Origin of the sequence: Pseudomonas sp. 58 R 12, from assembly GCF_900005865.1 — a bacterium.
Taxonomy (GTDB): Bacteria; Pseudomonadota; Gammaproteobacteria; order Pseudomonadales; family Pseudomonadaceae; genus Aquipseudomonas; species Aquipseudomonas tritici.
Window position 1 is genome coordinate 365,455 of record NZ_CVTP01000021.1, and the last position, 12,551, is coordinate 378,005.

The 12,551-nt window shown below is 60.7% G+C and carries 12 protein-coding genes; 6 read left to right on the forward strand and 6 right to left on the reverse strand.

Annotated elements, in window-relative coordinates; translation table 11 throughout:
• Positions 1 to 460 precede the first annotated feature (460 nt).
• The 6 genes from BFP95_RS18950 to cmoB all read left to right on the forward strand — a co-directional run bounded on the left by BFP95_RS18950 (position 461) and on the right by cmoB (position 7,113).
• Positions 461 to 1,450 carry a GntR family transcriptional regulator gene (locus tag BFP95_RS18950; protein WP_065879562.1) on the forward strand — a complete coding sequence of 330 codons (990 nt, stop codon included), beginning with the start codon at positions 461 to 463 and terminating at the stop codon, positions 1,448 to 1,450.
• 237 nt (positions 1,451 to 1,687) lie between these two features.
• Positions 1,688 to 4,111 (forward strand): endopeptidase La, encoded by a 2,424-nt coding sequence (gene lon, locus BFP95_RS18955; RefSeq protein WP_065910559.1) that lies wholly within the window; start codon positions 1,688 to 1,690, stop codon positions 4,109 to 4,111.
• Positions 4,112 to 4,333: 222 nt separating this feature from the next.
• The gene (locus BFP95_RS18960) at positions 4,334 to 4,723 is read left to right on the forward strand and encodes a protease inhibitor I42 family protein (RefSeq protein ID WP_065871757.1); all 390 of its coding nucleotides are present in this window, start codon (positions 4,334 to 4,336) and stop codon (positions 4,721 to 4,723) included.
• 1 nt (position 4,724) lies between these two features.
• The gene (locus tag BFP95_RS18965) at positions 4,725 to 5,381 is read left to right on the forward strand and encodes a lysoplasmalogenase (protein ID WP_065871756.1); all 657 of its coding nucleotides are present in this window, start codon (positions 4,725 to 4,727) and stop codon (positions 5,379 to 5,381) included.
• Positions 5,382 to 5,416: 35 nt separating this feature from the next.
• Positions 5,417 to 6,160, forward strand: a complete 744-nt coding sequence (cmoA, locus tag BFP95_RS18970) for a carboxy-S-adenosyl-L-methionine synthase CmoA (RefSeq protein WP_049709823.1) — start codon at positions 5,417 to 5,419, stop codon at positions 6,158 to 6,160.
• Positions 6,157 to 7,113 (forward strand): tRNA 5-methoxyuridine(34)/uridine 5-oxyacetic acid(34) synthase CmoB, encoded by a 957-nt coding sequence (gene cmoB / locus BFP95_RS18975; RefSeq protein ID WP_065910560.1) that lies wholly within the window; start codon positions 6,157 to 6,159, stop codon positions 7,111 to 7,113. The genes cmoA and cmoB overlap by 4 nt, the downstream gene beginning before the upstream one ends.
• Positions 7,114 to 7,253: 140 nt before the next feature.
• Here the strand turns inward: cmoB and tadA are convergent, their stop codons facing one another.
• The 6 genes from tadA to rnc form a co-directional block, all read right to left on the reverse strand.
• Positions 7,254 to 7,751, reverse strand: a complete 498-nt coding sequence (gene tadA / locus BFP95_RS18980; protein WP_065871753.1) for a tRNA adenosine(34) deaminase TadA — start codon at positions 7,749 to 7,751, stop codon at positions 7,254 to 7,256.
• Positions 7,751 to 9,127: a multicopper oxidase family protein gene (locus BFP95_RS18985; protein ID WP_139113170.1), complete on the reverse strand. Its 1,377-nt coding sequence runs from the start codon at positions 9,125 to 9,127 to the stop codon at positions 7,751 to 7,753. The genes tadA and BFP95_RS18985 overlap by 1 nt, the downstream gene beginning before the upstream one ends.
• A 170-nt stretch (positions 9,128 to 9,297) precedes the next feature.
• Complete coding sequence (pdxJ, locus tag BFP95_RS18990) at positions 9,298 to 10,047, reverse strand: pyridoxine 5'-phosphate synthase (RefSeq protein WP_065871751.1); 750 nt, start codon at positions 10,045 to 10,047, stop codon at positions 9,298 to 9,300.
• 51 nt (positions 10,048 to 10,098) lie between these two features.
• Positions 10,099 to 10,788, reverse strand: coding sequence for a DNA repair protein RecO (gene recO / locus BFP95_RS18995; RefSeq protein WP_065879564.1), 690 nt, complete (start codon positions 10,786 to 10,788; stop codon positions 10,099 to 10,101).
• A 157-nt stretch (positions 10,789 to 10,945) separates the two neighbouring features.
• Entirely contained in the window at positions 10,946 to 11,848 is a 903-nt protein-coding gene (gene era, locus BFP95_RS19000) for a GTPase Era (protein WP_029297473.1), read from the reverse strand.
• Positions 11,841 to 12,530 carry a ribonuclease III gene (gene rnc, locus BFP95_RS19005; RefSeq protein WP_017136295.1) on the reverse strand — a complete coding sequence of 230 codons (690 nt, stop codon included), beginning with the start codon at positions 12,528 to 12,530 and terminating at the stop codon, positions 11,841 to 11,843. The genes era and rnc overlap by 8 nt, the downstream gene beginning before the upstream one ends.
• Between the last annotated feature and the right edge of the window lie 21 nt (positions 12,531 to 12,551).

Below are 12,551 nucleotides of genomic sequence, written 5' to 3' on the forward strand. Positions count from 1 at the left end.
TCGCTGGTCAGGCTGATGAATATTGACGGCACCTGGCTTGCCTTCTCGAGTGCCTGTTCGAGGGCTTGAACCGGATCGCTGCGACCGCTGGCAAAATCCTCGGCCATTGAAGTGGCGTCTGACATCAAGATGACCCTCAAAAACGTACATATTAATAAAATGTACATTTTACAAAGGCAGCTTTCGTGCCAGTCTCAAGTCAGGTGCTTTTGCACTGTGAGGGTTTTTCGTTGAGAGCAACGGGATAGATGGTTTTAATAGGCGCGAAAAAACCGCGTCTGAGCTAAGCGCAATGCTGCCAACGAAATAATGTACCTTTTATTAATAAGTACATTTTGGTGCAGAAAAGTAACATTCACAGTTTTCAGGCCCCAAAAAAGTGCCATCGACGTGGCCCAGAGTGACAGTGCAACTTATGAGAGAATCCCCGGCCACCGTCCTCCCTCCTTTAGAGAAATCGATGAAAGCAGTGTCCGCCTCGGCCTCTCGCTACGCGATGATTCACCAAGTGTTGCGTGACGCGATCGTCAACGGCACCGCTCGCCACGGCCTGGTTTTGCTGGAAGCGCCGTTGGCCGAACTGTTCGGTACCAGCCGTGTACCGGTGCGCAAGGCCCTGGACCTGCTGCACGCCGAAGGCCTGATCTGCCGCTTCAATGGCCGGGGTTACCTGATCAACCCTGAAGGCCTGGCAATGGAGCCGCTGCGCCTGCCTTTGAGCCACACACACTTGGGTCTTGATGGTAAGGATGAGCTGGTGGATACGCGGCCGCTGGGGGAACGTATCGTCGAGGAAATCGGCGCGGCGCTGTCCACCTGCATTGCCTTCGGCCATTACCGCCTGGATGAGCAAGCCGCCGCCGACCACTACGGCGTCAGCCGTGCAGTGGTGCGTGAAGCACTGATGCGCCTGCGCGATCGCGGCCTGGTGGAAAAGGAACCCTATTCCCAATGGCTGGCGGGGCCTTTGACGGCGCGGGAAGTCACCGAAGACTACGAACTGCGCGCCTGCCTGGAACCCGAAGCCCTGCGCCAGAGCGCGCCGAACCTTGATCGCGAGTTGCTGGAAGCCATGTTGCAGCGTGTGCTGGCCGCCCAGGACAGCCCTCATTGCAGCCTTGAGGCCATCGAACAGATCGAGGAAGACTTGCACCAGCACTGCCTGGCCGGCTTGCAGAATCGCAAGATCGCTGCACTGATCCGCCAGGGGCAGAGCCCGATGATCATCAGCCGGATTTTTTATCGGTTGCTGGGGATCGGCGCCGATCCGGCGATGTTGGCCGAACATCGGTTGATTCTTGAGCTCTTGTTGCATGGTGCGGTGGATGCAGCGGCGCTGAATCTGCGTGAGCATCTTCAGCGGGCACGCCAGCGCATGTTGCAACGGCTGAAGGTGCTCTCAGTCCTGCCAGAACAACCCTTGCCGACGTACTTGCACAAAATCAGCTGACCGTACGCAATACAAAATGTGGGAGCTGGCTTGTCGAATCGTCGAACCGCTGCGATAGCGGCGCATCAGCCACATCTTCATCAACTGACACACCGCCATCGCAGGCAAGCCAGCTCCCACAGGGGTACCACGGTGCTGTCGAGAATTTCATGCAATATGTTGCGATCTCGCCGCTGCCATTGAAACCACCGCCCCCCCGCCCCATCTAAGCACCATACTTCCTGATGCAGGTGCCCCATGAGCGACCAGCAAGAATTCCCTGATTACGACCTCAACGACTACGCCGATCCCGAAAACGCCGAGCACGCAGCGTCCTCCAACACCGGCCTGGCCCTACCCGGGCAAAACCTGCCGGACAAGGTCTACATCATCCCGATCCACAACCGGCCCTTCTTCCCGGCGCAAGTGTTGCCGGTGATCGTCAATGAAGAGCCGTGGGCCGAGACCCTGGAGCTGGTGAGCAAATCCGACCACCACTCCCTGGCCCTGTTCTTCATGGACACCCCGCCGGAAGACCCGCGCCACTTCGACACTTCCAGCCTGCCGCTGTACGGCACGCTGGTGAAGGTGCACCACGCCAGCCGCGAAAACGGCAAGCTGCAATTCGTGGCCCAGGGCCTGACCCGCGTGCGCATCAAGACCTGGCTCAAGCACCACCGCCCACCGTACCTGGTGGAAGTCGAATACCCGCACCAGCCCTCGGAGCCGACCGACGAGGTCAAGGCCTACGGCATGGCGCTGATCAATGCGATCAAGGAACTGCTGCCGCTTAACCCGCTGTACAGCGAAGAGTTGAAGAACTACCTCAACCGCTTCAGCCCCAACGACCCGTCGCCGCTCACCGACTTCGCCGCCGCGTTGACCTCGGCCACCGGCAACGAATTGCAGGAAGTGCTGGACTACGTGCCCATGCTCAAGCGCATGGAAAAAGTGCTGCCGATGCTGCGCAAAGAAGTCGAAGTTGCGCGCCTGCAAAAAGAACTCTCCGCTGAAGTGAACCGCAAGATCGGCGAGCACCAGCGCGAGTTCTTCCTCAAGGAACAGCTCAAGGTCATCCAGCAGGAGCTGGGCTTGACCAAGGACGACCGCAGTGCGGATGTCGAGCAGTTCGAGCAACGCCTGGAAAGCAAAGTACTGCCGGCCCAGGCGAAAAAACGCATCGATGAAGAACTGAACAAACTGTCGATCCTCGAAACCGGCTCGCCGGAATACGCGGTGACACGCAATTACCTGGACTGGGCCACCTCGGTACCGTGGGGCGTGTTTGGCGAGGATAAACTCGACCTGAAACATGCGCGCAAGGTGCTGGACAAGCACCACGCAGGCCTGGATGACATCAAGAGTCGCATCCTCGAATTCCTCGCGGTGGGCGCCTATAAAGGCGAAGTCGCCGGTTCCATCGTGCTGCTGGTCGGCCCGCCGGGCGTGGGCAAGACCAGCGTTGGTAAATCCATCGCCGAGTCGCTGGGACGGCCCTTCTACCGCTTCAGCGTCGGCGGCATGCGCGACGAGGCCGAGATCAAGGGCCATCGCCGCACCTACATCGGCGCCATGCCCGGCAAGCTGGTGCAGGCGCTCAAAGATGTGGAAGTGATGAACCCGGTAATCATGCTCGACGAGATCGACAAGATGGGCCAGAGCTTCCAGGGCGACCCGGCGTCAGCGCTGTTGGAAACCCTCGACCCCGAGCAAAACGTCGAATTCCTCGACCACTACCTGGACCTGCGCCTGGACCTGTCCAAAGTGCTGTTCGTGTGCACCGCCAACACCCTGGACTCCATCCCTGGCCCGCTGCTGGACCGCATGGAAGTGATTCGCCTGTCGGGCTATATCACCGAAGAAAAAGTCGCCATTGCCAAGCGCCATCTGTGGCCCAAGCAGCTGCAAAAAGCCGGCGTGTCGAAAAACACCCTGACCATCAGCGACGGCGCGTTGCGCGCGGTGATCGACGGCTATGCCCGCGAAGCCGGTGTGCGCCAGCTGGAGAAACAGCTAGGCAAACTGGTGCGCAAGGCTGTGGTCAAGCTGCTGGATGAGCCGGATCTGGTGATCAAGATCGGCAACAAAGACCTGGAAAGCTCACTGGGTGTACCGGTGTTCCGCAATGAGCAGGTGCTGTCCGGCACCGGCGTGATCACCGGCCTGGCGTGGACCAGCATGGGCGGCGCGACGCTGCCGATTGAGGCGACACGTATCCATACGCTCAATCGCGGCTTCAAGCTCACCGGGCAGTTGGGTGAAGTGATGAAAGAATCGGCCGAAATTGCCTACAGCTACATCAGCTCGAACCTGAAGTCGTTTGGCGGTGATCCGAAATTCTTTGACGAAGCCTTCGTGCACTTGCACGTACCGGAAGGTGCCACGCCGAAAGACGGCCCGAGCGCCGGGGTGACCATGGCCAGTGCGCTGTTGTCGCTGGCACGTAACCAGCCGCCGAAAAAAGGCGTGGCCATGACCGGTGAGCTGACGTTGACCGGGCATGTACTGCCGATTGGCGGGGTGCGCGAAAAGGTGATTGCGGCGCGGCGTCAGAAGATTCATGAGCTGATCCTGCCGGAGCCAAATCGGGGCAGTTTTGAGGAGTTGCCGGAATACCTGAAGGAAGGGATGACGGTGCACTTTGCCAAGCGGTTTGCGGATGTGGCGAAGGTGCTTTTCTGACAGATCTGTAGTGAGCGGGCTTGCCCCGCGCTGGGTGGCGAAGCCGCCCCAACCCAGGCACACAGTTTTTCCAGTTAAAACGAGGTGCACGGTTTTAGGGCGGCTTCGCCACCCAGCGCGGGGCAAGCCCGCTCACTACAACAAGTCAGGTCTAGCCCATCTGTCACACCTTGTCCCATCTTCGGTTATGCTCGCCCTTCGTCGCCAATCAACGGAGCCCTCATGACCGCTGCTCGCCTGCTTCTCCCCTTGAGCCTTGCCCTGCTGGCCGCCTGCGCCAGCGCCCCCAAGCAAAACGTCAGCGTGGACAACCAGAGCGCCTGCCCGCTTCAGCTTAAAACCGGACAAAACCTGATCCTCACCCTGCCGAGCAACCCCACCACGGGTTACCGCTGGGCCATCCAGGATTCCGCTGGCGGTGTGTTGCGCGCCTTGAGCCCTGAGGTCTACAGCAGCTCGGAATCCGGCGTGGTCGGCGGCGGTGGCCAGTCCACCTGGCGCTTCCAGGCCTTCGCGGCCGGCCAGGGGCGCTTGCGCCTGACTTCCCAGCAACCCTGGGAGCCGGAAGCCGAACCCGCCGAAACGTTCGACTGCGCCATCACGGTGAACTGATATGCCATGGCTGATTCTTGCGTTGATGGGCGCCGGCACTTTCATCTACGGATTGACCACCCATGCCACGTTGCTGTGCTTGCTGGTCAAGCCGCTGCCGGTCCTCGCGCTGTTGGGCTGGCTGCATGATGCGCCGCCCAGCGACTATCGACGCTGGATCAGCCTGGGGCTGATTTTTTCCCTGGTGGGCGATGTATTACTCGCCTGGCCAGGCGACCTGTTTATCTTTGGCCTGGGCGCGTTTCTGTTTGCACACTTGGCGTATCTGAAAGCTTATTTCAGCGACTGCCGCCGTCTTGCACTGCTGCCGCTGGTATTGGCGCTGGGCGTGGGCGCGGTCCTGCTGAGCATCCTGATCTCCCATGGCCTGGGCGACCTGCTGATTCCAGTGGTGGTTTATGCCCTGGTGATCAGTGCCATGCTCTGGCGTGCGTTGGCACGGCTGGGCAGTGACGTGCCGAAACGTTCGGCATGGCTGGCAGCGGCGGGTGCGGCGTCGTTTGTGTTTTCCGACACGCTGATAGGCATCAACCGGTTCGTGGTGACGTTTGAAGCCGCGCCGTATTTGTTGATCAGCACGTATTGGCTTGGCCAGTGGGGCATTACCGCCTCGGCTTTCCATCAGACAACCCGCGCACACGAGGGCCAACTTGGCTAAAATGCCGGGCTTTCCCCCTCGTCGCCGGAACAACCGTGAGCAAAGAACCCGATCGCCTATTCGCCCAGCCCCTGCCCCAGGTGCCGGACTTCGCCTTTAACGAGGACGTGGTGCGGGTGTTCCCGGACATGATCAAGCGCTCGGTGCCGGGTTATCCGACTATCGTCGAGAACCTCGGCGTGCTCGCGGCGCAGTTTGCCCAGCCGGGCAGCGTGCTGTACGACCTGGGCTCGTCCCTCGGTGCAGTGACCCAAGCCCTGCGCCGCCATGTACGCACGGACGGGTGCCGGGTGATTGCGGTGGATAACTCGGCGGCGATGGTGGAGCGCTGCCGCGAGTACCTCAATGGCCAGGATTCGATGTTCCAGGAGTTGCTGCCGGTCGAGGTCATCGAGGGCGATATTCTCGCGCTGCAATTCCAACCGGCCTCAGTGGTTGCACTCAACTTCACCCTGCAATTTATCGCACCGGATGAACGCCTGGCCTTGCTCTCGCGTATCCGCCAGTCGCTGCTGCCGGGCGGTGCGCTGATCCTCTCGGAAAAGCTGCGCTTCAATGACCTTGAAGAACACGCGCTACTCACCGACCTGCATATCGCGTTCAAACGCGCCAACGGCTACAGCGAACTGGAAATTGCCCAGAAGCGCAGCGCCATCGAAAACGTCATGAAGCCCGACAGCCTCGAAGAACACCGCGAACGCCTGCTGGCAGCGGGGTTCTCGAAAGTCGTGCCGTGGTTCCAGTGTCTTAACTTTGCCTCGTTGATTGCCCTGCCATGATTGATCTCTCCCCCCTTGCCCGCCACTTGGTGGGCACTCCTTTGGCCGTTTGGGCCCAGGGCCTGCAAGCGCAACTCGATAGCAAGATGGAGAAAGGTCATGGCGACCTGGAGCGTTGGCAGAGTGCGTTGGATGCCTTACCGAAAATCATGCCCAGCGAAGTCGATTTGCTGAATGACCTGACCCTCGACACTGACTGCGACGACGCTACCCGCGCGCAAATGCACACCGCGTTGATGGGCCTAAGCCCGTGGCGCAAAGGTCCGTTCCACTTGTTCGGCGTGCATGTCGATACCGAATGGCGTTCGGACTGGAAGTGGTCGCGGGCCGCACCGCACCTGGATCTGAAAGGCAAGCGCATCCTTGATGTCGGCTGCGGCAATGGCTACTACATGTGGCGCATGCTCGGCGCCGGCGCGGACAGCGTGATTGGGGTCGATCCGAACTGGTTGTTCTTCTGCCAGTTCCAGGCGGTGCAGCGTTACCTGTCCGAACCCAAAGCCTGGCACTTGCCGTTCCCGTTCGAAGACTTGCCGTCGAATCTGGAAGGGTTCGACACGGTGTTTTCCATGGGCGTGTTCTATCACCGCCGCTCGCCGATCGAGCACTTGTTGGCGCTGAAAGACACACTGGTCAAAGGCGGTGAACTGGTCCTGGAAACCTTGGTGGTGGAAGGCGATCAGCAGCAAGTGCTGGTGCCGGAAGACCGCTATGCGCAGATGCGTAACGTATGGTTCCTGCCGTCGGTGCCGGCGTTGATGCTGTGGCTGCGCCGTGCTGGGTTCAGCGATGTGCGCTGTGTGGATGTGAGCGTGACCACGGTTGAAGAACAGCGCGGGACCGAGTGGATGAAGTTTCAGTCGCTGAGTGATTTTCTTGATCCGGAGGATCACAGCAAGACGATTGAAGGTTTGCCGGCGCCGATGCGCGCGGTGATCATCGCCAAGAAGTAACCTTCAATCTGCCTGCCAAGTGGAGATCAAAAATGTGGGAGCGGGCTTGCTCGCGAATGCGGTGTATCAGTCACACATGTACCGACTGACCCACTGCATTCGCGAGCAAGCCCGCTCCCACATTTGCTCACCCGTGTTCTTTAGAGTGCGGGCTTGGCCCGCCGGGCCTTGAAGAACTCACTCAGCACCGTCCCGCATTCTTCAGCCAACACCCCACCTTCAAACAACACCCGGTGATTCAGAAATCCCTGGGTAAAAAACTGCCCCTGGCTTTGCACAATCCCCGCCTTGGGCTCCAGCGCGCCATACACCACCCGCGCAACACGCGAATGCACGATCACGCCGGCGCACATGCTGCACGGTTCCAGCGTCACATACAGCGTGCTGCCGACCAGGCGGTAGTTGCTGATCGCTTGCGCGGCGGCGCGGATGGCGACCATTTCAGCATGCGCGCTGGGGTCATTGCCGCTGATCGGGCAGTTGAAGCCACGGCCGATGATCTCGCCATCTTGTACGAGCACTGCGCCGACGGGCACTTCGCCGAGTGCAGCGCCCTGGGCAGCAAGGGCCAGGGCTTCACGCATGAAGTCCTGGTCGCGGCTGCGGTCGATGATCGCCGCTGGGCGAAACTGGCGCATCACGCCACCTCGATGGCGGCCATCAGGCCGGTTTCCATGTGGTCGATCACATGGCAATGGAACATCCACACCCCCGGGTTATCCGCCACCAAGGCCACGCGGGCGCGTTCGTTTTTGCCCAACAAGTAGGTGTCGGTGAAGTACGGGATCACCTTGTGGCGGTTCGAGGCGATCACCTTGAAGCTCATGCCATGCAGGTGGATCGGATGCTGGTACTGGGTCATGTTCTTCAATTCGAAAATGTAGCTCTTGCCCTTTTCCAGCTTGGCAATCGGGCGGTCGGCACAGGTTTTGTCTGTGATGTCCCACGCCTTGCCGTTGATCTGCCACAGGCTTGGTGGCTTGCCATCATCGACTGAAACGCTGCCAACCCATTCGAAATTGAAGTTGAGTTTCTCCGCATTGGCCAGGTCCGGTTCGCTGATCGGGTTGGCGGGCAATGCGGGCGGCCACTCACTCGGTGCATCGGAGTTGGCCACCGAACGAAACGTACCGAGGCGCACCGGGCCGTTGCGGATCGACAGTTCTTCACCGGCAGGCGGTGCCTTGATCGCCAGGCAAATGCGCATGCCGGGGCCCAACCAGTATTCCTTGCCCAGCGGGCGTGGCTCGATAGGGTTGCCGTCCAGCGCGTAGATCTGCGCTTCAACGTCTGGAATATTGATGCGATAGGTCAAGGTGTTGTCGAGGTTGAGCAGGCGCACACGGGTGATCTGCCCCGCAGGCAAATCGATGACCGCCTGGGACACGCCATTGATCGTCGACAAACGCCCCGCGGTGCCGCCACGCGCCGCTTCACGCGGGATGCTGAAGGCCACGAAAGCGCCCTCTTCGTCGACGTGCCAGCTTTTCAGGCTCAGGGTGCGTTCGTGTTTGAAACCGGTAGGCTCGCGTTCTTCGATGATCAGCGGGCCGACCAGGCCACGGCCCAGTTCTTCACTGCTGTTCACATGGGGGTGATACCAGTAGCTGCCGGCGTCCGGCACGCGGAATTTGTAATCGAAATATTCACCGGGCAGTACCGGCAATTGCGAGACGTAGGGCACGCCGTCCATTTCCAACGGCAGGCGGATGCCATGCCAGTGGATGGTGGTGGCGACGGGCAGATGGTTGATAAAGCGCACCCGCAGCCACTCACCCTGGCGCACGCGCAACTCGGTGCCCGGCGCTGAGGGGCCGAATGCCCAGGCTTCGGTCTTGTGGCCCGGTACCAACTCGACGTCCAAGGGTGCCGCGATCAGTTCGTAATCGTGCCCGGCCTCAGCCTCGGCGACTTTCCCCAGCCAGTAGCGGTAGGCGCCACCGGCCCCCACACCCACTACGGCCAGGCCTGCAAGACCACCCAGGATTTGTCGACGGGAAAAGGATCGGGACACAACAACCTCACGTATCTGCCGCAGAGCCAGGGCCTGCAAAGGGCAGATACGATACACCTGCACCGGCTGTAGGAGCGAGCTTGCTCGCGAAAAACTCGAAGGCCCCCCGGACATTCAGGCAACCCACGTCATCGTTGAAGTTTTTCGCGAGCAAGCTCGCTCCTACAGTGTCAGCGTTTCATTGTGGCGGCCGCCAGGATCAGCGCTTTCATCTCGGCCACGGCACCTTTGAAACCGACGAACAACGCGTGCGCCACCAAGGCGTGGCCGATGTTCAGCTCGTTGATGCCCTTGATCGCAGCCACGGCCTCGACGTTATGGTAGTGCAAACCGTGGCCGGCGTTGACGATCAGGCCTTCCTTGAGGCCGCAGTTCACACCGTCAATGATGCGTTGCAGTTCGTCGGCGACTTCGGTCGGTGTGGTAGCGTCGGCGTAACGGCCGGTGTGCAGTTCGATGGCCGGCGCACCGACACGGCGCGAGGCTTCGATCTGGCGCTCGTCGGCGTCGATGAACAGCGAGACTTCGCTGCCGATCTTCGACAAGCGCTCTACCGCAGCCTTGATCCTTGCCTCCTGGCCCGCCACGTCGAGGCCGCCTTCGGTGGTCAGTTCCTGACGAGTCTCCGGGACCAGGCAGATGTGCGCCGGGCGGATGCGCTCGGCGAACTGCATCATTTCTTCGGTGACGCCCATCTCGAAGTTCATGCGGGTTTGCAGCACGTCCTTGAGCACCAGCACGTCGCGCTCCTGGATGTGGCGGCGGTCTTCACGCAGGTGCACGGTGATGCCGTCGGCGCCCGCTTCTTCGGCGTCCAGCGCGGCCTTGACCGGGTCAGGGTAACGGGTGCCCCGGGCCTGGCGCAGGGTGGCGACGTGGTCGATGTTGACGCCAAGAAGAATGCGATTGCTGGTGGTCACGGAAGCGCTCCTGAATAGGGAAAGAAACGCTGCACAGCATACACGGGGTTGTCAGGGCTTTCGAAACAACTCGCGGCTGACCAGCGGCCGCCCGCCCAGGTGCACGGCCAGTGCTTGGCGCATCAGGCGCTTGGCGGCGGACAAAGCACCCGGGGCGCTCCAATCGGCTTCGCTCATCGCCAGCAACTCGGTGCCCTGGAACAGGCCAGGTTGCAGCAGGTACACGCGCTCAAGGCCGGCATCGACTTGCAGGCGATACATGCCGTCGGCGGCGATGGGGTCGCCGTGCAGGTCGTTGGCGAGTTCGAAGCCGTAGCCCAGGTCGTCGAGCAGGCGCCATTCAAAAGCGCGCAGCAGCGGCTCCAGCGGGCGGCCTTCGGCGAGGGCGAGCAAGGTGGCGGCGTAGTGATCGAAGACGCTCGGGTGCGGGTCTTCGGCGGGCAGTAGGCGGATCAGCAGTTCGTTGAGGTAGAGGCCGCTGAACAACGCATCACCGTTGAGCCAGGCCGACGTACCGACGCTCTCGAGCCGCCCAACGTTTTTCAGCTCGCCCTTGCCGCGAAATTCCACGTCCAGCGCCACGAATGGCCTTGCCAGCGTGCCGGCCTTGCCACGCGCGCTGCGCAATACCGCGCGCAGGCGACCTTGAGGCGTGAGAAAGTCCACCAGGGCGCTGGTCTCGCGGTAGGCACGGCTGTGCAGGACGTAGGCGAGTTGGCTGGGGGGTGGGGATTGGGACATGGAAGTCTCTTCGCAGAACTTAAGAACAGCGACAAACCAATGTGGGAGCTGGCTTGCCTGCGATGCAGGCACCTCGGTTTTTCAATTGCACCGAGGTGATGCTATCGCAGGCAAGCCAGCTCCCACACAAGCCCGCTCCCACAAAGGTATGCGGTGTTTACAGGTCGCCGTAGCCCAGCGAGCGCAGTGCACGCTCATCATCGGACCAACCACCCTTAACCTTCACCCACAGGTTGAGCATGATCTTGGAATCGAACAACAACTCCATGTCCTTGCGCGCTTCGGTGCCGATGCGCTTGATGCGCTCGCCCTTGTCGCCAATGATGATTTTCTTCTGGCCGTCACGTTCGACGAGGATCAGCGCATGGATGTGCAAGGTCTTGCCCTGCTGCTTGAACTCTTCGATTTCGACGGTGATCTGGTACGGCAGCTCGGCCCCCATCTGGCGCATTATTTTCTCGCGGACCAGTTCGGCGGCGAGGAAACGGCTGCTGCGGTCGGTGATCTGGTCTTCCGGGAAGAAGTGCTCGTTCTCCGGCAGGTAGCCGGCGATCACGCGTTCCAGGGCTTCGAGGTTATGCCCGTGCTGGGCCGAGATCGGCATGATCTGGGCGTTCGGCAGTTGTTCCTGCAGCCAGCTCAGGTGCGGCATCAGTTCGGCTTTGTCTTCGATACGGTCGGTCTTGTTCAGCGCGACGATCAAGGGGCCGGTTACGTATTGCACACGCTCGAGGACCATCTGGTCTTCATCAGTCCACTTGGTGCGGTCGACCACGAAGATCACCACGTCGACGTCTTTCAACGCCGCCGAAGCGGTTTTGTTCATGTAGCGGTTAAGCGCTTTCTCGCCGCCTTTGTGCATGCCCGGGGTGTCGACGTAGACCGCTTGTACGTTGCCTTCGGTCTTGATGCCCAGCATGTTGTGGCGAGTCGTCTGCGGCTTGCGCGAGGTGATCGCGAGCTTCTGGCCGAGGATGTGGTTGAGCAGCGTGGACTTGCCCACATTGGGGCGGCCAACGATGGCAACATAGCCACAGCGTGTTGCGGTTGAATCAGTCATGGCCATTCTCCACGCCCAGGGCAATCAGTGCTGCAGCGGCCGCTACCTGTTCGGCAATACGACGGCTCACACCCTGACCTCGGCTTTTTTCATTCAGTAAGGTGATTTCACATTCCACGAAGAACACGCGGCAATGCGGCTCACCCTGGATATCCACCACTTCGTAACGTGGCAGTTCGCAACCACGGGACTGCAGGTATTCCTGCAGGCGGGTCTTGGGATCTTTGTTGGTGTCGACCAGCGTCAGGCTTTCGATTTCCGAGGCCAGCCAGGCGACCACGCGCTCCTTGGCTGTCTCCATACCTGCATCGAGGTAGATCGCACCGATCAACGCTTCCAGGGCATCCGCCAGGATCGACTCGCGACGGAAGCCACCGCTTTTCAATTCACCGGAACCCAGTCGCAGGTATTCGCCCAGGCCGAAACCACGGGCCAGCACGGCCAGGGTCTCGCCTTTCACAAGGCGTGCACGCAAGCGCGACAGCTGGCCTTCGCGCGCTTGAGGGAAACGTTCGAAGAGCGCCTCACCGGCGGCAAAGTTAAGGATGGCATCACCGAGGAATTCCAGGCGCTCGTTGTTGCGCCCAGCAAAGCTGCGGTGTGTGAGGGCAAGGACCATCAATTCCTGGTCCTTGAAGGTGTAGCCGAGCTGGCGCTCGAGACGACTTAAAGAAACGCTCACGGTTTACCCATATCTGTTTGG